We start from the raw sequence: 24,503 nt of genomic DNA, 5'->3' as shown, positions 1-24,503 counted from the left end.
TGCAGGTGATGCTTCCCATATCATGGTAAAATAAATGGCATAGCTTTTATCCAGTTGTGATATCGATCAATTTGCGGATATATCAATTTAACAGGGAATATATCAGTTAAATGTAGGATTTATCGGCTGAATTCAGGATTGATCAATGAAAGCATGATTTCTTACATATAAATCAGATGAAGGAGGGGACCAACCCATGAGAAAGACGGGACAAGTTTTTATGCTGCTCCTTTTGTTAACTCTTTTAACCGCCTGCGTAGAAGGGGACCTCAAGCTGAAGATCAATAAGGACGGAAGCGGCGAACATACGGTTACAGCAGGCGTCGAAAAAGAGGCACTGAATCGCTTCGGAGACCGGGCTGAAAATATGATGAACTCTGTTTCTGGAGAGCTTGAGTCAAAAGGTTACGAAGTTGAATTCTATGAGGAGAATGGTTTTACTGGTTTTCGGGCCAAAAAGAACTTCGAGGATGTGCAGGAGATGGAAATTCTCCCTGTGTCCGGCGGAATGACGGAAGCAGGGGTGGCGCCTGCGATTGGCAATATTCCTGTCGAGATGACGACTGAAGGTGGGCTTTTTACAACGACGTACAAAGTGGAAGCAGCGCTCGACCTCTCGAATTCTGGTGTGATCGGCGGGATGCAATCTCTCGTCGCGGATCAGCTTGATTTCACGTTTACACTCGCCCTTCCTCTAAAACCGAAATCGCACAACGCCGATCGTGTGGATGGGGATGAATTGCAATGGGACATTCGGACAGCTGGTGAAACGAATGTAATGGTGGAGATGGTCGTGCCGAACGTAAAAAACATAATCATCGCAGCGGTTGCTGGAATTTTCCTTCTTTTTCTTCTCGTATTTCTATTTAAAAAAAGAAAAAAGAAAAATGATTAAGAATCCCCGTTATGTTATGGGGATTCTTTTTTTTCACACAGACGAAATCTATTCAGAATAAAATAATGAAAAAGGGGTGTGTCATATGGATCAAGTCTTATTGGAAAAGTTGCAAGAGGGAGGGTACACACTGTATGTCCGCCATGGAGAAGCGAATGTCGGAGTGGATCAGCCTGATTTTTCGTTCCAAGACTGTTCGGCACAGCGGAACCTATCGGAAAAAGGGAGAACTCAGGCAGAAAGGTACGGAAACGCGATTCGCAGGTGGAACATCCCTGTCGCTTTCCCCGTCTTCACTAGTCCCTTTTGCCGCGCGAAAGAATCCGCCATGCGTGCGTTCGGTGCAGAACAAACGCTGAGTGATCCCTTTTGGTCCACTGTTTATCAGCTCAACACCCCGATTTCTCCATACCTGCAAACCACCATCCTTGCACGACTTTCTGCTTTTCTTGAACAACCACCACCTGAAGGAGCAAACCGGTTCATAATTGCCCACAGTTTTCCAAGAGATGTTGCGTTTGGCGCCATTCCTAGTATGGGAACTATTGTCGTAAAACCTAAAGGGCGTGGATTCTCCGTTGCCGGTCACTTTACCATTGAGGAACTTGAAGAGTTTGTAAAAAATTAAGGCTATCACTTTCCTTTATTCGACAAGAACAGGTATAGTAAACATAGATATGAGCAACGGTAGACGGTGCCTTCAGAGAATCCTGTCACATCCCGGCGTCTACATTGAGAACCCGCAGCAAAACACTCATGGAGGGTATACAATGTTCAACTCGTTTAAGAAAAAGAAGAAGGGATCGATGACCATCATCATCACAGTATTGTCTCTTGCCATCATGGGGGCTTGTACTTTTGGACCTGACGAAGCGGAAGCGAAAAGTTGGAAGAGTGAGATGAATTTGACGGAGGATCTGAAGTATTCCGCAGAGGCGACCATACGACTATACATTCAATTGTGTAAAGAGGAGCAAGAATGGCTTCCTTTCAAAGATGCCTTAGAAAAGATTGAAGCCTTGAGCAAAGTGGAAGCGATGGATCTTTACTTGGAGAGTTACTATAAAAAAGTGAAGCCAAAAGATATTCGTGACATCGTCAGTGACGTATATGGCATTGACCTTGAGGCGGTGTCTGATCTTGGTGCCGGCAAGCAGACAAGTACCTACTCTGACGAAGTTCTCGGGTTGGTGAGACAAGCACTTGATGAAGAGGTCAGTGATGAGGCCATCACCAACATGGAAAAGATAGAAGTGATGGACTTATACTGGGAGGCCTTCGATGGAAAAATGTCCGGCGATGAAATAAGGAAGATGATCAACGCTATCTTCGGCATTAATTTGGCAGGCATATCCGGGCTTGAAAGTACAGGTGTTGCGCTTTTTTCAAAAGAACAGTGGATTTCCCATTATGAGAATGATTTGTTTGTTGTCCATACAGGAGCGGATGATGTAGACGTGTGGGTTTACCCAACGGATTACTTCAAGGAGCAGACAGGAATGGAAGAGAATCCTCGTCAATTGGAAGTAGCCCTGAGCGCCTTAGGCTTTGAATATAGTGAAGAGAAAGAAGCGCTTTACTACGTTAATCCTACAGGAAAGTCTGTGCCTGACAACTTCAAAGGTCAGACGCTCGGGACGATTATTGGTGTAATCAAGGAAGAGTATGAGGGGCTGAACTAGGGAGAGGGAAATGAAAGGACGTTCGTAAGGGGAATATCAAGCTTCAAGGATTTTGAAGATATGATGGGATGGATAAAAAGGTGCCTGCCTGTGTTCTACAGAACATAGGCAGGCACCTTTTTTATTTTTTCAGGACATCCACAAAATGGGAAACGATCCTTGCTGTCATCCCCCAAATCACTTTATCTCCGTATATATAAAAATATTCCTCAAGCTGACGCGTCCGCCAGTTGTATTCTTCTCCCCCGGGAATCAAATCAAATGGAAAATTCGCTTCCGGCTGGGCTTCGAAATGTACGTAATGGATGCGTGGTCCATTTTCCAAGAAAAAGGAAAGCGGCACCGTAAACACTTCACGGACTTCATCGGGGTTGCGGATGAGTTCGTCTTCGGTCACATCTAAATACCCTGCAAACGTGTAGACGATCATGCCGAAGGGGGAAATCAGGTAGTCGAGCGGATGGACTTCTGTGAACTGTCCAGACTTGACGCCTAACTCCTCTTCCGTCTCCCGGATGGCGGCCTGTTTGGCAGAAGGGTCCTCAGGATCAATTTTTCCACCTGGGAAACAAATCTCACCGGGCTGTCTTCTGAGCTGATGAGAACGCACTTCGAAAACGACATGAAGCTCATTGTTTTTTTCGATAATCGGTAAAAGGACAGCGAACTTACGGAACTGTTCGTGTCCGAGAACAGAGGGGTTGTGTTTTTTCACTGTCTCAAAAATGGTTTTTGCGTCCATAGTTTTCACCTCGTTCTTTTACTATACCAGAACATCCTTCGGAATAGAAAAGAGGCACTCATCAGAGCGCCTCTTTAATGATTTTTTTGTAATAAAGAACAGACAGCAGTCCGAAAATTGAATAGAAAGCGGTGTAGAGCCCCATGACAATCAGCATCGGGGTCCATAGTTCGGTGCCGAAAAAGAACCACCCCGATTGGACGGCAAAGTAGCTGTGCAGGAGTCCGATCAGTAGCGGAATGCCGAAATTAAACAGCTGCTTTCCTTGAATTCCCCGTAGGAGGTCGCCGCGGGTGAAGCCGAGTTTTCTTAGAATCGTATAACTTCCTTTTTCGTCTTCACCTTCGTCCATTTGCTTGAAGTAAAGCACACAACCTGAGGTGATTAGGAAAGTGAGGCCTAGGAAGCCGACGATAAACATGACGAGCCCCATGTTTTGTTTTTGAGACATGGCGCTGTGCCATTGGGAGCCGTTGTCTCTCCCTTCATCGAGTCCCAGATCAGCAAATATCTCGTAAGCTTTCTCTTGTTTACTTGAATCTTCGAGGTTTACACCTGTATAAAGGTTGGATTTTGTCTGGATCTCAGGGTTATAGTTTTGGCTAAGTTCTTCAAACAACGCTTCATCAACGACGCCGATCGGAAGACCGCCTGCCACGTAATAGGAAGAGAGCAAATACTCTTCTTCCAACCCTTGATATTCCAGTTCGCGCCAGTTACCGTCCAATAAAATTTGTGCCGTCCCTCCATCATGAAGGGAGATGAAGGACTGCATTAAATCCGTATAGCCTGTGAGCTTCATTTCTCCTTCATCGAGTTCGATTCCGTCTGTCTGGACTTCACTGATGACGGGGAAGGTTGTCTTTTCGGTGTTGAAGTTCAACTCTTCCAAATTCGCATCGAGGATGTCTTTAACGTTGAATTCTGCTTCATATACAGGGATTTGATTTTCTGTATAGGCGATGCCTTCCTTTTCTAGTCGGTCCATAAAGCCATCCGCCTTTTCGGGTTCAATGATGGCAAAATCATCTGGTACCGTCGTCTCGGCTAATTTTTCTGCCGAATAGTAGGAAATATACATAAGCGAAAGCAGGCTGATCGCAAGCGCGGACACCGTCGTAATCACGGTCAGCAAAAAGGCGTTCGACTTCATCCGGAACATGACGGACGACAGGGAAAGCACTTCATTGATATTCAAATAGCCGTTTTTATTTTTGCGGATCAAATTGGAAACGAAGCGGACCGACCCTTTATACAAAAAGTACGTTCCGACAATGACTGAGCCTAGGATATAAAGCATGGCCAAGTAAAAGCCGTTGATCGTCGTAATGCTGCCTTCAAACAGCTGGGAAGACAAATAGTATCCGGATGCAATCAATCCGATGCCGAGCAGGCCCATCAGATGTTCCCAAACCGACAGCTTCTTCACTTTTCCTTGAGCGCTTGAAGTAACACGGAAAAGGGAAAGGATTGACTGTCTGTGAATGAATAGATAGTTCGTCGCCATGATGACGAGATAGATCCCGGCGAAAACGATCAGCGTCTGGAAAAAGGCCTGGGTGGAAAAGTTGAGCTCAGCGATTTCATCAACCCCGACCACACGGAAAAAGCTCATCAGTATCAACTTGGAAATCGCAAAGCCGATAAAAATTCCGACGGCCAGGGACCCGAAATAAATGATCAAGTTTTCGATGCCTAAAATGCGTGCGATGCGGTTTTTCGTCATGCCGATCAGCTGGAACAAGCCGATTTCCTTACTTCTTCTTTTGATGAACAACGCATTGGCATACAGCAAAAAGATGGCAACGATAGCAATCAGTAAAATGGATGCGACCCTGACTGCTGCTTCGCCTTTGATCGATCCTTCCTGACTCATCGAGGGGTCATACTGTAAGGTGACGAACGAAAAGTACAACGCGACACTGAAAATGAGTGCAAATACATAGAGGTAGTAGTTTTTCAGGTTCTTTTTCAAGTTGCGTAAGATGAGCTGATTAATGTTCATACTGCACACCGCCAAGCACACCTTGGGTCTTCATGATGTCCTTCAAGAACGTCTGCCTCGTCTGGTCGCCTTTATTGAGCTGCGTATAAATCTGTCCATCTCTGATGAAGATGACGCGGCTGCTGTAGCTTGCGGCGACAGGGTCGTGGGTGACCATCGCAATCGTCGCTTCACGTTTTGCATTCAGTTCACTCAGTTTATCTAAAAGGTCGGAAGCAGATTTTGAATCGAGCGCCCCCGTTGGTTCATCGGCGAAAATGATGCTCGGTTCGTGGATGAATGCTCGTGCGGCTGAGGTGCGCTGTTTCTGACCACCAGAAATCTCATTCGGGTATTTATTTTGGACGTCTTCGATGCCTAGTTCCTTCGCTACCGATTCGAATTTCGCCTGGGCCTCTTTTTTGGACACTTTGGAAATCGATAGAGGGAGGAGGATGTTCTCTTTGACCGTCAATGTATCTAATAGATTGTACTCCTGAAAAATAAAGCCGAGATGATGCTTGCGGAACTCAGCAAGCTGCTTATCTTTTTGACTCGTAATCTCCTGACCGTCGATCGTAATCGTCCCGTGACTGACGCGGTCGATGGAAGATAATACATTGAGGAGCGTCGTTTTTCCCGATCCTGACGCGCCCATGATCGTGACGAACTCACCAAGCTGGATGGAAAGGTCGATGCCCTCTAAGACGTGCTGTTTCATAAACTTGTTTCCGTAACTTTTATGAATCTTTCGTGCGACTAGTAAACTCATTTCGTTACCCCCTTCATTCTATGACTTTATTGTAGAACCAATCGAAGTCTTTTTCCTTCGAATCATCTAACAAAATGACGGAAGCATGTGACAGTTTCGTCACATGCTCCCAAGCTTCGTAAATTCATTCGGTTTTGGGAAGCTGAGGGTGAAGGTTGTGCCTTTTCCGAGTTCGGATTCCACATCGATGTCAATCTTCAACGCTTTTCGGATCCGGTCAGTCAAGTAAAGGCCCATGCCGGTAGCGGATTGATCCTGATGTTCCGTCGTTGAAGTGAACCCTTTTTCAAAAATACGTGGGAGGTCCCTCGGGTCGATGCCGCGCCCCTCATCCTGGATCGTAAGCTTTACGCGGCCGGCTTCTTCCGTACTTGCGATGGTAATTTCCGATTTCTCACTGTATTTAATCGCATTCGTCATTAGCTGTCTGCATATGAATGCGAACCATTTCGCATCTGTCAGCACGGTTTCAGCTTGTAGATCAATATCAAAGCCGATCCCTTTTTGCATGCACCATGACCGTAGCGATTTGATCTCATTGAATAACAGCGGCTCAAGCTCCACTTGTTCTATATAAAGGTCGTTTTCGATAAAAGGAATCCGCTTCTGATGCAGCTGCTGATCAAGAAGCAGGTGGATACGCATCCACTCGAAGGTTAGCTGTGACTTCAGCTTGAAGTCATCGATACGGTCGATAATCAACCGCATTGCAGTCATGGGTGTTTTCACTTCATGAATCCATGATAACAGCTCGTCTTTTTCCTGTTCGAGAAGACTCTGGTTACGGGAAGCTTCCTGCATCAACCGTTCCATCTGATCACGCACATTTGTCTCAATTACCGCTTCAAAAGGACTGTCCGCTTCAGGGAATGTCGTCAAGTCAAGGTCGTTGTCCCGCTCTTCCAGTTCCGTATAGAAGCGGGTTTCTTTGCGGTAGCGGATGAAAAGGAAAAGGATGACGAGAAGTCCTGATAACAATATGTAGTAGAGCATGGACGAAAGCGGTACGGTCTGATCAACGAACGCAACAAACAAGGCGAGCAGCTGGAGGATCACGATCAGCAGAATCCAACTGATTCGTTCAGCCAGGAATTTCAGAATCATGACTCGTCCCTCGCGACATACCCTTGACCGACCTTCGTTTCAATGGCATCACCAAGTCCAAGTTCTGCAAGCTTTTTGCGCAGTCGATTGACGTTGACCGTGAGGGTGTTGTCACTGACGAACCGTTCGTCTTCCCACAGGCGATGGATGATTTCCTCACGGCTGACAATTTTGCTTTTTTTCTCGATCAGCTGCTTTAAGATGAGCATTTCATTTTTCGTAAGGTCGACGGTTCCATCGTCATTCGAGACCCGGTTTCGTTCATAGTCGATGGTTGCACCGAGCCACGTTTTCAATTCATTTTGATCGGTATTGTAGTTATAAACTCGACGAAGGATCGCCTGGATTTTCGCGATCAGCACATCAAAGTGGAACGGTTTTTGTACGAAATCGTCCGCACCAAGGTTCATTGACATCACCATGTCTGTCGGGTGGTCCCTCGAGGACAGGAAGATGATCGGGACATTGGAATGTTCACGGATCAACCGGCACCAGTGGAAGCCGTCAAACTTCGGAAGCTGAATGTCGATGATGACAAGATGGGGATCGACATCCGTGAATACTTCCATCACCCGGCTGAAGTCACTGATGCCGTGGACTTCATACGACCACTGCGAAAGACGTTCTTCCATCTCCTGAAAAAGGGTACGGTCATCTTCAATTAACAGCAATTTGAACAAAGGGGACACCACCTTTCCGTATTTTACCTTTTATCAGTATAGCAAATGTACAGGTACTTACGCATTTTATTACGAAAAAGCGGTAGTGTAGTAAAAATATTTTGACCATTGCGTCAAATCCTCTTTAAAAAAGAAGAGGATGGGCGTACAATGGATACTAATATTCAAAGACCACCATAGAAAAGGAGTCATGAAAATGTCATTGAACATCGTCGAAGCAACCCATAAAAAAGCCAAACCAGAGAGTGAAAAGATTCCTTTCGGACGCACCTTCACGGATCACATGTTTGTGATGGACTATGAAGAGAATAAAGGCTGGCATGAACCGCGGATCGTCCCTTATGAACCGCTCACGCTTGATCCTGCCGCGATGATTTTCCATTATGGACAGACCGTTTTTGAAGGATTGAAAGCATACCGAACCGATGATAACCGCGTGCTTCTTTTCCGTCCTGAGAAGAACTTTGAGCGACTGAACTTATCGAGTGACCGCTTGAGCATTCCGCCGGTCGATGAACAAGAAGTACTCGGTTATTTGAAAGAATTGGTCCAGCTTGAAAAAGATTGGGTCCCTGCATTTGAAGGAACGTCCCTTTACATACGACCATTTATTATTGCGACAGAACCGAACCTTGCGGTGGCTCCGTCCAAATCGTATAAACTGATGATCATCTTATCACCGGTCGGCCCGTATTTCTCAGGTGGCATCAAGCCGGTAACGATCAACGTGGAAGACAAATTCACACGTGCCGTCAAAGGCGGAACAGGCATGGCGAAAACTGCCGGCAATTACTCATCCGGCTACCAGGCACAAGCGAAAGCTGCAGAAGAAGGGAACAACGACGTCCTATGGCTTGATGGGGTGGAAAAACGCTACATTGAGGAAGTCGGCAGTATGAACATCTTTTTCAAAATCGATGGGGAAATCGTGACTCCAGCGTTGAGTGGAAGCATTCTCCAAGGGATCACGCGTACGTCAATTCTAGAACTTCTGCGTAAATGGGAGGTTCCTGTAAACGAGCGCCGGATTTCTATTGATGAACTGTACCAGGCTTATGAAGACGGCAAGCTCGAGGAAGCCTTCGGAACAGGCACCGCGGCCGTCATTTCTCCGGTTGGTGAATTAAACTGGCTTGGCAAAAAGATGGTCATCAACGACCACGAAATCGGTGCCTTGTCGCAAGAGCTTTATGATACGATCACAGGGATTCAGCGGGGGAGAAAAGAAGATCGCTATGGTTGGACAGTGGAAGTATAAAGGGAAGCCTCAGGTATTGATGCCTGAGGCTTTTTTTGATATCTGAAAACCACTACGCTAAAGCATTATAGTGGTGAGACAGGGACATTCAAACCCTGTAACGTTTTCCATTTTTTAGCGACTACTTATACAAAAGGGGGCGGTAAAGATAAAAGATATTGGGGGTATTTTGTTGTTCGCGCTGCTTTTGTTATCGTCGTGCAGTCAATCCGAACCACCTCAAGAGAAAAACAAATCTATGAGTGCCGATCATAAAGAAAGTTATGAAATGATTGTGGACGCCTGTCCAGAGCCAACATATGACGGGCAGACATTTGATGAATTATCAGCGGAAGAGAAAGAATTGTATGATGTGGGTGAAATGTCAGACGAAATGAAAGAACGTAATCCAGATTTGTTACAAGTGACGCCTCTCCAATCTAAACGGCAGGAATTCTTCAGGGATAGTATTTCTGAAAAAGGCTACACGTTAGATGATTTAAGGAACATAGGTGACATGTATATGGTTGAGGGAACCATCATTCTTCAATTCAAAGACCAGTTGACAGAAGAAGAGCAGAAAGTAAAAGAATCTTTTATGAAAACGGTGAAGGAAATCAAACAAAAATTCAATGAGAATGCGATTCATACTGAAAAAGTGGAAATTTCGGCAAATGAGCTCAGAGAACAACACGATGCGTTATCTGGAATTTTAGATGGTTCTTCTATTGAAAATAAATTGTGGGGGTATGGGACGTGTACACCTTCCAAACAATTGAAGATCGAGGTCACAGAACAATTAACGGAAGAAGAACTCAAGCTTCTGAATGAAAATGCTGAAGTAGAAATTGCTGTTCAAGTAAATGAGCCGAGCCAATTAGAAGGATACGTGACTGAAGTCAGAGGAAATGAAATGCTTGTTGATATGATTTGGTTTAGCAATCGTCCAGATGCAGTAAAAGTAGGTGATCATGTGAACGTTTCTTATACTAATGTGATGGAGTCTCTTCCTGCACAAGCGGGAGCCATGGAAACGGAAATTTTAAAAGACTCCCAACCAGAGGGGGCAGACATGAAAACCTCTGCAGCAATTAAAAAAGCGGTAGACCAAGCAAAAGAAAAGATTCAAAGCCCCTCACACGAGAGTGAGTATTTGAGTGTAAGGGAAATTGAATACAACAAAGATCATGATCAATGGGGAGTCTTATTTGAAACTACAGTTGAAGAAGAAATGGTAGAGATTCAAGTGAAAGATGAGTGAGAAAAAGGTATTCGGTGCTACATTTCTTTGTGCAAGCCCTTCACTGCTACCTCATCAGTGAGGCTTGCCAAACATCAATCTTCAAGAACTTTATAATACAATCACATGGGAGGGAAAAAAAGAAAAGATCGCTATGGTTGGACAGTGGAAGTATAAAAGGGAAGCCTCAGGTTTGGTGCCTGAGGCTTTTTTTAATATTCGTTTGTTTTTTTGTTCAAGTGTTTCACCAGGAACATCAGGACAAAGTAAAGAAAGAAAACGATGGCAAGACTCACAAACCAATCGAATGTCGCATGGAGAAAAGGACTTATGATGATGACGACGAGAAGAAAAACAAACCGGGCGATGTCTTTCTTCTGGTTCCTCCGAGTGAACATCGCACCCCTCCTTTTTCTATCCTCTAACCGAATATTGCTAACCTTAACCTTTTTTAAACCAAAGGGGTTTAGACGACCACAATAGAATAAAAATAATAGAAACACCCGTATCTTTTTCATGGATTTTTCCGTTATAGCTGTGAGAGGTCGAAAGGAGTGTGAAAGGTGGAACTAAATACAAGTAATCCCGTTGGGAATCTTGGTCTTGAGGAGATCGAGAAGGACTATGATAAGCTTTTAAGCTATTGTCTTTTCTTAACGCGCGATGGATGGGACGGAAAAGACCTTGCCCAGGAGTCGGTTGCAAGGGCGTGTGAGCATTATGATGCAGGGGAAATCAGACCAGCTCTTCTTAAAAAAATCGCCTACCATGTTTGGGTGGATCAAAAACGCATGGAGAAAAAGGAACCCTTGATGGAGAGGCCGGCGGATGACTTTGTAAAAAAAGAAGAGACTGTCGATGAAACCTTGGTTCAACTCCTGTTAGAGAAATTGACGGTGAAGCAGTTGCTTACATTTATTTTGAAAGAAGCTTTTCATTATAAAATTGCAGAGATTGCAGAACTGCTTCAAATGAAGGAAACAGCAGTTAAAGCGTTATTGAAGCGTGCGAGGGATAATCTGCACAGGTGTCCCGAAGCGGAAAGGCTACAAATGATGCGAACCCGCTCAGAAGACGATCTTCTCTACCAAACATTGGTCAGAACGCTCACCATTCAGGATCCAACGTTATTGATTGAAAAAATTCCGATTCTCCTCAAACCTGCTTCCAGAAATCAGCGACCAGCTTCACCTTTAAACGTCCTCTCTTTAGCAGCATAAAGGAGGGAAAATCCGATGAATACGATTCCTTATGTCATTGAACAGACAAGCAGAGGGGAGAGGTCCTACGACATCTACTCCCGACTTTTGAAAGACCGGATCGTTATGGTAAGTGAAGAAATCAACGATCACATGGCCAACAGCATCGTCGCCCAACTTTTATACCTTGCAGCGGATGATCCGGAAAAAGACATCTCTTTGTATATCAATAGCCCAGGAGGATCGACGACTGCTGGTTTTTCCATTCTGGATACGATGCAGTATATCCAGCCTGATGTGCGGACGATCTGTACGGGGATAGCGGCCTCTTTTGGAGCGATGCTTTTATTGGCGGGTACAAAAGGAAAGCGGTATGCTCTGCCGAATAGTGAAGTCATGATTCACCAGCCACTTGGAGGAGCTCGCGGACAGGCGGCTGACATAGAGATATCAGCGAAACGAATTATCAAACTGAGGCAGCACATTAATGAAATCATCGCCGAACGGACCGGGCAGCCTGTGGAAAAGGTGGCAGAGGATACCGACCGTGATTATTTTATGAGTGCGGAAGAGGCGAAGGAATACGGAATCATTGATGAGATTGTTCACAAAAAATAAAAAACCGCCCGGCATGGGCGGTTTTTCTTATGGAGCCGTGAGGGCTTCTTTCGGTTGTACTTTTTCAAGTTCGCCGAGAACATGCTTTTCTTCCTCTTCGGAAAGCGGCAGGAGGGGAAGACGGACACCACCGACCTCCACACCTTTAGCATGAAGGGCCGCTTTAACCGGAGACGGGCTTGGTGCAGAGAAGATGGCATGCATAACAGGAACAAGCTTTTGGTGAAGACGGGCGGCATAAGCAAAATCGCCTTCGCGGAAACTTTGAATCATCTGCTGCATTTCATTTCCGATCACGTGGGAGGAGACGGAGACGATTCCTGTACCTCCGATGGATACGAATGGAAGCGTATTGGAGTCTTCGCCACTGTAAACAGAAAAGTCATCGGACGTTTCACGAATGATTTCCGTCGCCGCATCAAGGTCGCCGCTTGCTTCCTTGATGGAAACGATATTTTTGATTTGAGATAGGCGAATGACGGTCGCCGGCTCCATGTTGATGACGCTTCTTCCTGGGATGTTGTAAAGCATCACGGGAAGCGATGTAGATTTTGCAATCGTAGAGAAGTGCTGGTAAAGACCTTCTTGAGTTGGTTTATTGTAATAAGGGGTCACGAGCATGACGGCGTCGACACCGACTTCCTCAGCTTTTTCAGTCAAACGGATGGACGCTCTCGTGTTGTTGGATCCGGTACCTGCAACGACAGGAACTCTTCCGTCAACCACTTCAACAACGAATTTGAAGAGGCTCACTTTCTCTTCTGTCGTCAATGTTGGTGATTCACCAGTTGTTCCTGCAATGACCAGGGCATCCGAACCGTTTTCAATCAAGTAGTTGACTAACGCTCGAGTTGCATCAAAATCAATGTTTTCTTCGCTGTCAAAAGGGGTCACCATTGCTGTTAATACTTGGCCGAAATTCATAACCTCACACCTTTGTTTAGAATTTTGAATACGTTCGAGGTTGTGAGGGCTACGGCAGTCAAAATAAAAACGGCAACAACGAGGGCGTCGCTGCTGCCGTAGAAACTTTTAAACCGTTCCTGCGTAAGATAGCCCTCCATATAGTTTCCTATATGACAGTCCTGTACTTGTTAAGCAGCAGAACCAGCATCAGGGATATGAGATCCCTTTCGCTTCGGCAATTTCCCCTTTCCACCTTCATCTCAGGAGCTCATTCTCCTCCGACAAGTGTACTCATGTCATTGCACCTCTATCCTTACTTCAAAATCATTTGAAATAAGAAAATATTTAGTTAGTTAAAGATTATCAAAAAAGTATCCATATTACAAGTGGAAAGACAAGGGAACAAACGATTCGACAAAATCTCTGAGATTCTTATCTTAAGCTATCTGGCAGGAATGTGTAAGACTCGATTTCGAGACTTTAGTTGAGAGGATAGGGGCTGCGGGGAATAACTCGCTTTCCGCGGGAGCGCGGTGAGCGTCCTCGGACTGCGTCCTGCGGGGTTTCACCATGCACTTTTTTCCCACAGGAGTCTCCCTATTCCCCTCCGCCCCTAGCCGAATGAGGTTTTCGAAATCCCTCTTAAAGTAACCTGCAGATTTTGGTGGTGAAGTGCTGATGAATCACCCGATATAGTAGCTTCTACCATAGCAACTGCACGAATAAGGCGAGGGAACAGGGGCTGGGAAACGTCCGCATGAAAAGCGGAAGGAAATCCGGACGTGTTTGTTTTTCTACGTACTGATTCAAAGCACTGCAAACCGTCGTTTCCCTGCCCCCGTATCCATGGCCAGGAATTCGTCATTACTTATTCCAACCATGCAAGGCTTACTCCGTAGACCTTTGGGAGGGGCTCTTGACGCTTCCGCGGAAAGCGAGTCATCCCCCGAAGCCCCGACCCGCTCATCAAAAGTCTCGAAACTGAGTTTTCCAGTGTAGGGAGCAATTCTTACATGAAGAGAATTGGAGGGGATAGGCACGATTTGGGGGTGGGGTTCTTAGTATATGGTGTATGAGTTTTTTAGAAGGGACGGATCGGATGAATCAATATCCAAGTTATTATAGTAACGGGAATCAGGATCGGATCGTGTTCGGCGGTGGTGGAATGTTTAACCCGGGAGCTGGAGGAGGTTTTGGCGGATTATTCCCTCCAGGCACTTGGGGCGGCGGTACTGGCGGGCAGTGGCAGCAACCATTTCCGTGGGGAGGTCCAGGCGGTGGGAGTTGGCAGCCGCAACCTTCCGTTCCAGGTCAGTGGATAGGCCCTGGTGGTCTGCCGCCCGGGTACAATGGTGGATTCCAACCCGGAGGTTCCTGGGGAGGACCATTTACACCACCAGGACAAAGCCAACACGATCTGTACCGGGCTTGTATCAACAATTGTGCCGCACAGTTTGGATCTAATGACCAAGCGTATTTCAATTGTATTAATCGTTGCCGCAGTCAATACATGGGCGGCTGATCATCCGAGAGGTTTGTAAAGGGCAAACCTCTTTTTACATAGGTGGGGAAATATCAGTCTCGAGACGGATGGAGAATCATTCTGTGGCATATCGTTGCTGGCATCGACCTTTTATACAATGGAATCAACCAATAATAAACGAAGGTGTGATTCATATGGCAGTCAATGAAATAGCGTTGCAACAATCAGAAACGGAACCGAGAGAGATTCCATCCATATTCAAGAATCGAAACTTTTTGCTGCTTTGGGGAGCGGCACTTTTATCAAGTTTTGGTATTTCTTTTTTTCTTTTTTCACAAAGCTGGTATGTCGTCAATGTCTTAGGTTTAGAGGCCTCACTTGGCATTCTGTATATCGCTGTTAGTATTCCACGGGTGCTTTTTATGATTATCAGTGGAACGGTGGCGGATCGCTTTGATAAGGCGAAGATCATGTTCTTGTCTGATTTTATTCGTGGGCTGCTTCTCGTCGGCCTTGTCGTATGGTTTATTTTCGGTGGAATTACGTTATGGACATTTGTGACTTTTGCTTTTTTCTTCGGTATTCTGGATGCTTTTTTCTGGGCAGCGGAAAGTGCCGTCATTCCTTCAATCATTCATAAAGACAATCTGACAAGAGGGAATTCGATTATCCAGATGACCAACCAGACTTCGTTCATCCTCGCTCCTATGCTTGCCGGGGTCATCATTGCTTTTGGAAACTATGAAATTGTGTTTGCAACAACAGCGGTCATGCTTATTGTGGCAAGTGCTTTGATTTTCTTCATGCGTGTACCCAGAGTGAAAGAAGGGTCAGAGGAACAGAAAAGGTTTTGGGATGATTTTAAGGAAGGACTGCTCTACGTAAAAAATTCCCGCGTCATTTCGCTTGTCGTTTTAACGACGATTTTTATGAACCTCTTTTTAGTCGGACCTTTAACGATGGGGCTTCCGTTATTTGTGAAGACCGTTCTGGAAGGGACCGCGATGAGTTTCAGCTTTCTTGAAGCAGGTTTGGCTGTGGGGATGCTGCTTGGTTCGATTGTGGTCGGTGTGTTGAATGTGAAAAAGAACCGCGGGAAAATTGGCATCATCGCGCTCGTTATCTCAGGGATAGCATTTACAGGCCTTAGCTTCACGACAGAACTTTGGATGAGTATATTATGTCTTGGAATCTTTGGTTTCGCCTTATCGGGATCAAACATTCCATTCATTGCTGCTATTCAGAGTTTAATTGAAGAGAAGATGCTAGGACGGGTGATGGGGCTCATTTCGCTCGCTTCCATGGGACTGATCCCTGTCAGCTACGCCTTAACATCAGGTGTTTTAGCATTCGGCGTTTCCATCCATCACATTATGGCAGTCGGTGCGATTTTAGTAACCTTGTATTCTGCGTTTATTTTCTTTAGGTTTAAAGAGTTGAGGGAGATTGAATAGAAAACAAGCCTACGACTTATGAAAGGGAGGGCAGAATACAGAAACCTCGCTCATTAAAAGGCGAGGTTTTTTCTTCAGGAAGAGTTATGGATTGTGAATGGTTCTGGTGAACGACTAGCCCTGAAAAAAGCGTATGATTCCCTAGCGCGCCTTATCTTAGTGAGTAGGACGGGGGGATTAACGGGATTTTTTGTACCATCCTTTTTCTTTGAATCTTGAAATCGCCTCAATGCGGTTGCTGACTTCTAATTTTTCTAATATGACAGACACGTAGTTGCGGACGGTCCCCGGAGTGATGAAGAGCTCCTGGGAGATTTCTTTTGTATTCTTTCCATCTGCCATCAGTTGGATCACCTCGCGCTCACGTTCTGTTAAAGGGTTTTGCTGGGTGAACGCCAGGTCGACGAGTTCTGGGTCAAAGATGCGCTGTCCGTTGGTGATTTTCCGAATGGCTGTGGCGAGTTCTTCACTCGGGCTGTCTTTCAACAAATAACCACTAACACCGGCGCGACGGGCGCGGTCGAAGTAGCCGGGGCGGGCGAACGTTGTCAAAATGATCACCTTGCAAGGCTCTTCATATAATTCTTCAGCGGCATCCAGTCCATCCTTCACAGGCATCTCAATATCCATGATGCATACATCCGGCTTTAATTTTTTCACAAGCTCACAAGCTTCTTCGCCGTTTTGAGCCTGACCTACGACTTCCATGCCGTCCTCTAAATCGAGAAGAGCCCCAAGTGCACCTAAAAGCATGCGCTGGTCTTCGGCAATGACGATACGGATCATGCTTATTCCTCCTTTTCTTTGTTTTTAATAACGTTCGGAACGTGAAATTGTAGTGTCGTACCATTTTTTGATTCGATTTCAAGTTTACCGTTCACAAATTCGAGGCGCTCACGCATGCCTTGTAGTCCATGGCCGCGAAAGGGGTCCAGCGAGGCGGGGAGGCCTTTTCCATCATCTTCAATACCGATGAGAATTTCAGTCGGGGATTGTTCGATGGTCACACGGCAGGTCGTTGCTTCGCTGTGTTTCACAATATTCGTCGCTGCTTCTTTCAAGCACATGCTGAGTACATTTTCCACGAGCAGAGGAGTATTGGTTACCTGAGGGTCTCCTTCGAATTGAAAATTCATTTCTGCCGCTTCGATAATTTGTTGTACGCGGACGATTTCATCTTCGAGCTTCGTCCCTTTCATATTCGATACCATCTCCCTGACTTCCTTCAAAGCTGTCCGGGCTGTGTTGCGGATATCCTCCACTTCTTTATTAGCCTTCTCCGGATGGACCGTCATTAACTTGCGGGCGAGGTCACTTTTCAAACCGATCATCGAAAGCTTTTGTCCGAGCGTATCATGGAGATCACGCGCGATCCTTTCACGCTCTTCAATGACCATCAGTTGCGAAATTCGTTCATTCGCATCTTCCAATTCCCCTTCGAGTTTTTGTTGTTGGCTCCGATAGCGGACCGTAAACGGAAGGAGAATGACCCCGATCACCGTAATGATAATGAAAGGGAGGTTCGGAAAAAGAGAATCAATTTGGTAAATGAACGTTGTCGTAATCGCAATTAACGTCGAGGTTAAATGCACGATATATAAAGATAAAAAGCCACCGAGATGTTTGATGTTTCCAATGAAATACGCAATAAAAAGGGCGAAATAAATGTATCCGAACAGGGCCGTCATGACGATACTGATGACCATCTCAACACTGACCCATAAATAGACGAACCGGCTGTTGGATATGAACGACAACCGGTAAGCGAGGAAGAAGATCAGCGTCATCAGAATGCCGAACAGCATTTCGTACATGGATGAAGAACGGAAAATGAAGAAAAAGGGCAACAGACAAAAAATGATCCAAACGTAAATGCTGAGCCCTGTATTTTTTGGAATGATTTGATACCAGTTCTGCATGCAGGTGCACCTCCTTTTTCTTAGCATAAAGGAAAAGCCCATTCGAGGGAATGGGCTTTCAACTTCTTTATTCATCCTGGAAGCTTGGCTGCCTTTGATCGAGCATGGCTACGCGCTTTTCTTTTAGAAGTGGTTTCACTTCCTTGAAGGATACGAATGTTTTATTTTCTGTATCATACAGCCGGAATCGAATCGATTCAAAGCTTGTTGCGAGAGTAATCGTCGTCGCATGTTTCAAAGGAGGTGTCTTTTCGTGCGCTTCCTCTAATGCATAGTTTGGAACCCTCGGGCTTAAATGGTGCACATGGTGGAAGCCGATATTGCCGGATACCCACTGAAGCACTTTAGGAAGCTTGTAATAGGAGCTGCCATCGACGGCTGCTTTTACAAAATCCCATTCTGACTCGTCTTCGAAGTAAGAATCTTCAAATTGGTGCTGTACATAAAACAACCAGATGCCTAAGACGCCTGAAACATACAGGACCGGGATTTGAATGATTAAGAAAGCTTCCCAGCCAATTGCCCAGATAATCAAACTGTAAAGGGCGACTACAGCAATGTTTGTCACATACGTATTGATGCGCTCTTTCTTTTTGGCGCCTTTTCGGTTGAAACGGTTGGAGACAAGGAACAAGTAAAGCGGTCCAAGACCAAACATGACGATCGGATTACGATAAAGGCGGTAGGCGAGTCTTTCTTTCCAAGATGCTTTTACATACTCGTCCACGGTCATAACCCAAATGTCGCCCGTGCCGCGTTTATCTAAGTTTCCGCTTGTTGCATGGTGAATGGAATGGCTTCGTTTCCACTTATCAAAAGGAAACAACGTTAGAATGCCTGTAATCGTTCCTATGATGCGGTTGGCCTTTTGGCTTTTCAAGAACGACTGGTGCGTACAATCATGGAAGATGATGAAAAGGCGGATGACGAATCCACCAGCAATCATAGCGGCAGGAACAGCAAGCCATACAGAGACGGACAGGCTTGCATAGGCCAATATCCACAATAAAACAAACGGGATGATTGTATTGATCAATTGGCGGATGCCTGCTTTTGTATCAGGTTTCGCAAAGGCTGAAACGCTTTTTTTCAACTCTCGTTGTTTATCCTTGTTCATAATAACGACTCCTTCATATTTCTTCATGTTACTTATGATAGGAAAAAAACCTCCATTTTATAAGACATAAACGTCAGGACATTTATATGACACTTGTCATGGGTGTTTGTCTATTCTTAGGAGATGAACATGGAAATGAAGTGTTGGTGATATAGGAATGAGTTATTCGCTCTCTTAGTGTAGAAAAGAGATCATCATTAAGATAACGCTTACAATGTGATATAATGGAAGTATAAATTGATACTCTATTATTGGAGGGTTCCCCTATGACCAAACGAATTCTCGTTGCGTACGATGGGAGTGACTTGAGTAGAGAAGCGGTATGGGAAGCAAGGAATCAGGCGTGTGAAACTCCCAATAGGGAAATTCATATCGTATCCGTCGTTAAACCCACAGGTCCAGCAACAAATGCTGCGGTCTCCCATAGTATCGGGGATGAAATGGCAGAGAAGTTTGCTGGAGAAATGGATGGGTTGAAAGAGCAGTTGTCTTCATCTGACGTGGGTGTGATCACAGAGGTCATCATTAGTGATGTACAAGAAAACCCTGGAATTAGTATTTGTAAATATGCGGAGGAGAAAGCGGTGGACTTGATTATTGTTGGTAACCGTGGACTTGGGAAAGTGAAAAAGATGTTATTGGGAAGTGTGAGCAATAACGTCGTCCAGCATGCCACCTGCCCCGTATTAGTCATGAAGTAAAGGAAAAGAAAGCCTGAAGCAACTCCCTTCAGGCTTTCTTTTTTTATGGTTATAGAATTTAGATTTTGCATAATCTGGGTGACCAGGTCATACATATATTTCCATTTATGCAGTGTAGGGATCATCCATCAACGCTAGGTAGATTCAGACGCCTAAGGTCTCTCGAGTCGAGAAGGGTGAATCCGAACTTGGATAGGGTCGGGAGGAAGAAGAATGCTGTGGTTTGTGTAGCTTGCTGTGTCCATCCGGCTCCTGAAAGGCCTATGATCCAGGCGGTCGGGTAACAGATCCAAAAAGCAGTCAAGTAAGCAGCGGTTCGCTAACAATATAACCACTCATCGTGTCACCTCAATCTTCTATCTAATCGCCTCTCATTCTAGTCTAAAGAATGGAGGACTAGACATTTACAAATTCTGGCGTACCAGGTCTTGCATAAATTTCCATAAAACATAATCAAAAGACTGTTTTTCCCGCTGCAGTCTTTTGATAAACGGGGGTCGGCCGCTTTTGTGTTTAAACTATAAAACTGGGGCCTTATCTTTGTGTTTGCTACACGTTGCCGAATGTAAGCGCTATTCGTTACAATTTTCTTAACAGTTCAAACATTATTACTTCCATTCCACCTAACGAGCCCACTTGGTGAATCAATAGGAGAATGATGAAAGGGTGTGGTGATCTTGGAAGCCATCAGTAAGAACTTTTTCTTATACCTTTCCAACAATAAGTTGTTAGATCGCTTTGCTAAGCGCTTTGGCAGTAAATTTGGGGCTGACAAGATAGTAGGGGGAGAGACGTTCTCCCAGGCAATTCCATTAATACAGCAATTGAACCATGAGGGTTTGGTCGTTACGGTTGACCATTTAGGAGAGTTTGTAGACTGTGAGGAAGAATCCAGAGACCGCGCCGGCGAATGCATCCGTTGTATTCAACAGATTGCGAGTAACCAGCTGCAGTCGGAAGTATCTCTAAAACTGACATCGCTTGGACTGGACATCAGTCGCGAGTTGGTTATGGAAAACATGGAACTTATTTTGAAAGAAGCCCAAAAGCATGACATTACGGTCACCATTGATATGGAAGACTCGTCACGGTGTGGGCCTACCTTAGATATTTATCAGGCGTTGAAAGAGGACTACCCGAACTTAGGTACGGTCGTTCAATCTTACCTTTATCGCTCCGATGAGGACCTTGATCGTTTGAATGATTGCCAACCTTATTTGCGCCTTGTAAAAGGGGCTTATAAGGAATCGGGCAAAGTCGCTTTTCCAGAGAAACATCTCGTCGACGATAATTTGAAGCATCTGATTAAGAAAAACTTGCTGAACGGCAACTATACAGCCGTCGCAAGTCACGATGATGCGATCGTCGATTACACGAAAAAGCTAGTGGAAGAACACAACATTCCGAAAGACCGCTTTGAATTCCAGATGCTTTACGGCATGAGGAATCAAATGCAGAAAGATCTTCTTGAAGAAGGGTACAAAGTGAGAGTGTACCTTCCTTATGGAGAAGATTGGTACGGGTACTTCATGAGAAGGCTCGCCGAAAGGCCAGCGAACATCGCCTTTGCATTGAAAGGTGTTTTCAGTAAATAAAACTTCTACACATTAGAAAGGGGAATTTTATCATGGTCCAGCCTTATAAACACGAACCATTCACAGACTTTACAATTGAAGAAAACAAAAAAGCTTTCGAGGAAGCGCTGAAGCAAGTGAAAGAAGAATTAGGGCAGCATCATGATCTTCTCATCGATGGCGACCGCATTCGCACAGACAATACGATTACTTCTACAAACCCTGCGGACACGAAGCAGGTCGTAGGTACCGTATCAAAAGCGAACGAAGATTTAGCTGAAAAAGCTGTCCAGTCAGCAGCGACTGCTTTTGAAGACTGGAGAAAATGGGATCCACGTGCTCGCGCTGAGCTGTTGTTCCGTGCGGCCCACATCATCCGTCGTCGCAAGCATGAATTTTCCGCTTATCTCGTGTATGAAGTAGGAAAGCCTTGGAAAGAAGCGGATGCTGATACAGCAGAAGCGATTGACTTCCTTGAGTATTATGGTCGTCAAATGATCGAATTAAAAGAAGGAAAACCGGTAGAAAGCCGTCCTGGTGAGCAAAACCGCTATATCTATACATCCACAGGCGTTGCGGTTGTCATTCCGCCATGGAACCTTGCGTTTGCCATCATGGCAGGTACAACGGTCGCCCCACTTGTTACAGGAAGCACGGTCGTTATGAAACCGGCAAGTAACAGCCCGGTCATTGCCGCGAAATTCGTAGAAGTGCTTGAAGAAGCGGGTCTACCTAAAGGTGTCTTGAACTTCGTACCAGGAAGCGGTGGCGAAGTCGGCGACTACCTTGTCGATCATCCGAAAACGGCCCTGATCTCCTTTACAGGTTCCCGTGATGTCGGAACACGCATCATCAAGCGTGCTTCAGAAATTCAAGAAGGTCAGAATCACCTGAAGCAAGTGATCGCCGAAATGGGCGGTAAAGACACCGTCGTCGTCGATAAAGAAGCGAATATTGAAACAGCAGTGGATGCCATTATTGTTTCCGCATTCGGATTCTCTGGACAGAAATGTTCTTCCGGTTCCCGCGCCGTCGTTCATGAAGATGTGTATGACGAAGTGTTGGAAAAAGTAAAAGAACGCGCCGAGCAGCTGACAGTCGGAAATGCATCTGAAGAGAATGTCTACATGGGACCGGTCGTCGACCAGGGCGCTTATGATAAGATTATGAGCTACATGGAGGTCGGAAAAGAAGAAGGACGCCTTGTTACTGGTGGTAAAGGTGACGACTCGAAAGGATATTTCATCGAGCCGACAGTCTTTGCAGATCTTGCTCCAGACTCCCGTATGCAGCAGGAAGAAATCTTCGGACCGGTTGTCTGCTTCACAAAAGCGAGAAACTTTGATGAAGCGATTGACATTGCCAACAACACAGAATACGGCCTGACAGGTGCTGTCATTTCTGATAATCGTGAGCACCTGGAAAAAGCGAAATATGATTTCCACGTCGGAAACTTGTACTTCAACCGTAACTGTACAGGAGCCATCGTCGGTTATCAGCCATTCGGCGGCTTCAAGATGAGTGGTACAGACTCCAAAGCTGGCGGACCTGACTACCTTGCTCTTCACATGCAAGCGAAGACGATCTCTGAAATGTTTTAAAAAGCCTAAGGCTCTCCCAAACTTGGGGGAGCTTTTTTCATACTACATAGGTGCTTCTTATCCTGTGCTCGGTTCCGTTACGGATAGGTGGTGAAAAGGGGATGGGCAGTGCGATTGCCGTCCACGCAAAAACCCTGATTCACCCACAATGTATTGGATGCTTGTGGTTCAGATTACAGCAAGGGATACCTGTTAGGGAACCATTGTTTCACGATAAATAAAGCCTTGGTTATATATTTCTTTTTCTTTCCATCCACAACCGATATAATGGAGGGTAACGATACATGACATTCAACCTACTCGGAAAGGTCAGGATTCCTATGGAAGTCAAAGAATTGATCCTTCAGGCAGAAGATATTCATAAAGCGACAGAGCTGATCAGTTCAAAGTTGAAGAAGCCTGTCATTATTGAAAATAAGAATTTCGAATTGATTGCTTATAGTTCAACGTTTGATGATTTCGATCAGACACAGCAGAAAACGATCCTTTCGAAAAAGTGTCCGATCTTCATTATTGATCGTTTAAAGAAGGAAGGCATTGTCACTCGTCTGGAAAAACAATCGGACCCTATCCGCGTCCATCCCATGGAGGATCTTGGATTTCAACAGCGGGTCGTCATTGCCGCCAAACATCTTGGACATACGCTGGGTTACGTGTGGGTTCAAGAATCGGAGCAATCTTTGAACGAAGAGGAAATGGATTTTTTAGAGGAAATCACCGGACATCTCGGGAAGTTGATCTATGACCAATTCATGAAAGAGAACGCCAAAGAAGGGCGGAAAGAGGAGCTTCTCTGGCAGCTGCTTCATCATGAATACGCCAGCGAAAGCCAGTTTCGTCATGATGCCTCTCTCGCTCAACTTAAGATCCCGGATCGTTTTTCAATTGTCGTTTTTTCAGTCACTGCTCCTCAATACAAGTCGATGCTGGATGATTTGGAAAACACCGTAAACCGCTTCCGGACGAACCGCCACCTGTATTACTTGAAGACCGAATTTCAGTTGATTCTGTTCATTGAAGGAAGAGGATCCGACCGCTTTTCATCAAGGGATATTGCCCGTGACCTCATTGATGTCGTCAAAGTGGAAACAGGGGAGGAAGATTTTTATCATTTCCTCATTGGTGTCGGGAAGGAATACACGAAGATTTATTACATGCGAAAAAGCTTCCTCGAAGCGTTGGAAGTCATCGAAACGGCGAACTTCATCGGCCCGCGTCCTGAAACGATGCCACGCGAGTTTCCAAAACTTGGCCTGTACCGATACTTAGCGGCGTTGTACGAAAAAAACAGTTCGGAGGATTACTACAGTGAAGATTTGCTGACGTTGATCAAAAATGACACGAGAAAGCAGACGGATCTCCTCTTCACATTGGAAGCTTATCTTGCCAACAACGGAAAAGGAAAGCAGACGGCGAGTGAACTGTTCATCCACCCCAATACGCTGAATTACAGGATCAAGCAAATCCAGGAGCTGACGAACATCGATTTCTCTGATTTCAATATGAAAGCTTATTTATATACCGAGTTGTTGTTACTGAATAATGTAGATAGCTATTATGAACGATACAAAGCAGCGTTGCAAAAATAAAAGGAG

At 45.3% G+C, this 24,503-nt stretch carries 24 protein-coding genes and 1 riboswitch; of the genes, 13 read left to right on the top strand and 11 right to left on the bottom strand.

Annotated elements, in window-relative coordinates:
- Nucleotides 1–196: 196 nt before the first annotated feature.
- From ACJA3J_RS21040 to ACJA3J_RS21030, 3 genes are all read left to right on the top strand, one after another.
- Nucleotides 197–895, top strand: a complete 699-nt coding sequence (locus tag ACJA3J_RS21040; RefSeq protein WP_406945184.1) for an LppM family (lipo)protein — start codon at nt 197–199, stop codon at nt 893–895.
- 85 nt (nt 896–980) lie between these two features.
- Nucleotides 981–1,523 (top strand): histidine phosphatase family protein, encoded by a 543-nt coding sequence (locus tag ACJA3J_RS21035; protein ID WP_406945183.1) that lies wholly within the window; start codon nt 981–983, stop codon nt 1,521–1,523.
- A 142-nt stretch (nt 1,524–1,665) separates the two neighbouring features.
- The gene (locus ACJA3J_RS21030; protein ID WP_406945182.1) at nt 1,666–2,577 is read left to right on the top strand and encodes a hypothetical protein; all 912 of its coding nucleotides are present in this window, start codon (nt 1,666–1,668) and stop codon (nt 2,575–2,577) included.
- A 121-nt stretch (nt 2,578–2,698) separates the two neighbouring features.
- Here the strand turns inward: ACJA3J_RS21030 and ACJA3J_RS21025 are convergent, their stop codons facing one another.
- The 5 genes from ACJA3J_RS21025 to ACJA3J_RS21005 form a co-directional block, all read right to left on the bottom strand.
- Nucleotides 2,699–3,319 carry a CoA pyrophosphatase gene (locus tag ACJA3J_RS21025; protein ID WP_115823050.1) on the bottom strand — a complete coding sequence of 207 codons (621 nt, stop codon included), beginning with the start codon at nt 3,317–3,319 and terminating at the stop codon, nt 2,699–2,701.
- Nucleotides 3,320–3,380: 61 nt separating this feature from the next.
- Complete coding sequence (locus ACJA3J_RS21020; protein WP_406945181.1) at nt 3,381–5,324, bottom strand: ABC transporter permease; 1,944 nt, start codon at nt 5,322–5,324, stop codon at nt 3,381–3,383.
- Entirely contained in the window at nt 5,314–6,075 is a 762-nt protein-coding gene (locus tag ACJA3J_RS21015; protein WP_115893895.1) for an ABC transporter ATP-binding protein, read from the bottom strand. Before ACJA3J_RS21015 ends, ACJA3J_RS21020 begins: the two co-directional genes overlap by 11 nt.
- 99 nt (nt 6,076–6,174) lie before the next feature.
- The gene (locus tag ACJA3J_RS21010) at nt 6,175–7,179 is read right to left on the bottom strand and encodes a sensor histidine kinase (RefSeq protein WP_406945180.1); all 1,005 of its coding nucleotides are present in this window, start codon (nt 7,177–7,179) and stop codon (nt 6,175–6,177) included.
- On the bottom strand, nt 7,176–7,859 hold the full coding sequence (locus tag ACJA3J_RS21005) for a response regulator transcription factor (RefSeq protein ID WP_089650634.1): 684 nt from the start codon (nt 7,857–7,859) through the stop codon (nt 7,176–7,178). The genes ACJA3J_RS21010 and ACJA3J_RS21005 overlap by 4 nt, the downstream gene beginning before the upstream one ends.
- Before the next feature lie 190 nt (nt 7,860–8,049).
- Between ACJA3J_RS21005 and ACJA3J_RS21000 the strand changes: the two genes are divergently transcribed.
- Both ACJA3J_RS21000 and ACJA3J_RS20995 read left to right on the top strand, forming a co-directional pair.
- A complete protein-coding gene (locus tag ACJA3J_RS21000; protein ID WP_374189694.1) occupies nt 8,050–9,117 on the top strand; it encodes a branched-chain amino acid aminotransferase in 1,068 nt (355 codons plus the stop codon).
- A gap of 172 nt (nt 9,118–9,289) precedes the next feature.
- Nucleotides 9,290–10,357, top strand: coding sequence for a DUF3221 domain-containing protein (locus ACJA3J_RS20995; RefSeq protein ID WP_406945179.1), 1,068 nt, complete (start codon nt 9,290–9,292; stop codon nt 10,355–10,357).
- Nucleotides 10,358–10,548: 191 nt separating this feature from the next.
- Here ACJA3J_RS20995 and ACJA3J_RS20990 read toward each other — a convergent pair whose 3' ends face one another.
- Nucleotides 10,549–10,734, bottom strand: a complete 186-nt coding sequence (locus ACJA3J_RS20990) for a hypothetical protein (RefSeq protein WP_089650631.1) — start codon at nt 10,732–10,734, stop codon at nt 10,549–10,551.
- 165 nt (nt 10,735–10,899) lie between these two features.
- On the opposite strand from ACJA3J_RS20990, the gene ACJA3J_RS20985 reads away from it, so the two are divergent.
- Both ACJA3J_RS20985 and clpP read left to right on the top strand, forming a co-directional pair.
- A complete protein-coding gene (locus tag ACJA3J_RS20985; RefSeq protein WP_089650630.1) occupies nt 10,900–11,556 on the top strand; it encodes a sigma factor-like helix-turn-helix DNA-binding protein in 657 nt (218 codons plus the stop codon).
- 15 nt (nt 11,557–11,571) lie between these two features.
- The gene (clpP, locus tag ACJA3J_RS20980; protein WP_089650629.1) at nt 11,572–12,153 is read left to right on the top strand and encodes an ATP-dependent Clp endopeptidase proteolytic subunit ClpP; all 582 of its coding nucleotides are present in this window, start codon (nt 11,572–11,574) and stop codon (nt 12,151–12,153) included.
- Between the two features lie 27 nt (nt 12,154–12,180).
- On the opposite strand, the gene dapA is transcribed toward clpP, so the two are convergent.
- Nucleotides 12,181–13,077, bottom strand: coding sequence for a 4-hydroxy-tetrahydrodipicolinate synthase (gene dapA / locus ACJA3J_RS20975; protein WP_406945178.1), 897 nt, complete (start codon nt 13,075–13,077; stop codon nt 12,181–12,183).
- 121 nt (nt 13,078–13,198) lie between these two features.
- Nucleotides 13,199–13,377, bottom strand: a riboswitch (Lysine riboswitch).
- A gap of 781 nt (nt 13,378–14,158) precedes the next feature.
- On the opposite strand from dapA, the gene ACJA3J_RS20970 reads away from it, so the two are divergent.
- Both ACJA3J_RS20970 and ACJA3J_RS20965 read left to right on the top strand, forming a co-directional pair.
- Entirely contained in the window at nt 14,159–14,581 is a 423-nt protein-coding gene (locus tag ACJA3J_RS20970) for a hypothetical protein (RefSeq protein ID WP_089650627.1), read from the top strand.
- 155 nt (nt 14,582–14,736) lie between these two features.
- Complete coding sequence (locus ACJA3J_RS20965; RefSeq protein WP_115893589.1) at nt 14,737–15,996, top strand: MFS transporter; 1,260 nt, start codon at nt 14,737–14,739, stop codon at nt 15,994–15,996.
- 177 nt (nt 15,997–16,173) lie between these two features.
- Here ACJA3J_RS20965 and ACJA3J_RS20960 read toward each other — a convergent pair whose 3' ends face one another.
- The 3 genes from ACJA3J_RS20960 to ACJA3J_RS20950 form a co-directional block, all read right to left on the bottom strand.
- Entirely contained in the window at nt 16,174–16,782 is a 609-nt protein-coding gene (locus ACJA3J_RS20960) for a response regulator transcription factor (RefSeq protein WP_115893590.1), read from the bottom strand.
- 2 nt (nt 16,783–16,784) lie between these two features.
- A complete protein-coding gene (locus ACJA3J_RS20955; protein WP_406945177.1) occupies nt 16,785–17,915 on the bottom strand; it encodes a sensor histidine kinase in 1,131 nt (376 codons plus the stop codon).
- A gap of 67 nt (nt 17,916–17,982) precedes the next feature.
- Complete coding sequence (locus ACJA3J_RS20950; protein WP_115823065.1) at nt 17,983–19,032, bottom strand: fatty acid desaturase; 1,050 nt, start codon at nt 19,030–19,032, stop codon at nt 17,983–17,985.
- A gap of 266 nt (nt 19,033–19,298) precedes the next feature.
- Here ACJA3J_RS20950 and ACJA3J_RS20945 point away from each other — a divergent pair, with 266 nt between their 5' ends.
- Nucleotides 19,299–19,733, top strand: coding sequence for a universal stress protein (locus ACJA3J_RS20945; protein WP_115893592.1), 435 nt, complete (start codon nt 19,299–19,301; stop codon nt 19,731–19,733).
- 121 nt (nt 19,734–19,854) lie between these two features.
- Here the strand turns inward: ACJA3J_RS20945 and ACJA3J_RS20940 are convergent, their stop codons facing one another.
- Nucleotides 19,855–20,037, bottom strand: coding sequence for a bacteriorhodopsin (locus tag ACJA3J_RS20940; RefSeq protein ID WP_406945176.1), 183 nt, complete (start codon nt 20,035–20,037; stop codon nt 19,855–19,857).
- A 373-nt stretch (nt 20,038–20,410) separates the two neighbouring features.
- Between ACJA3J_RS20940 and ACJA3J_RS20935 the strand changes: the two genes are divergently transcribed.
- The 3 genes from ACJA3J_RS20935 to ACJA3J_RS20925 all read left to right on the top strand — a co-directional run bounded on the left by ACJA3J_RS20935 (nt 20,411) and on the right by ACJA3J_RS20925 (nt 24,497).
- On the top strand, nt 20,411–21,328 hold the full coding sequence (locus ACJA3J_RS20935) for a proline dehydrogenase family protein (protein WP_406946342.1): 918 nt from the start codon (nt 20,411–20,413) through the stop codon (nt 21,326–21,328).
- A 32-nt stretch (nt 21,329–21,360) separates the two neighbouring features.
- Nucleotides 21,361–22,908, top strand: a complete 1,548-nt coding sequence (gene pruA / locus ACJA3J_RS20930; protein ID WP_089650621.1) for an L-glutamate gamma-semialdehyde dehydrogenase — start codon at nt 21,361–21,363, stop codon at nt 22,906–22,908.
- Nucleotides 22,909–23,192: 284 nt separating this feature from the next.
- Complete coding sequence (locus tag ACJA3J_RS20925) at nt 23,193–24,497, top strand: PucR family transcriptional regulator (protein ID WP_406945175.1); 1,305 nt, start codon at nt 23,193–23,195, stop codon at nt 24,495–24,497.
- Nucleotides 24,498–24,503 lie beyond the last annotated feature (6 nt).

The organism is Halobacillus sp. SY10 (genome assembly GCF_045401165.1).
Classification (GTDB): domain Bacteria; phylum Bacillota; class Bacilli; order Bacillales; family Halobacillaceae; genus Halobacillus; species Halobacillus aidingensis.
This window is presented reverse-complemented; position numbering and strand designations above follow the sequence as displayed.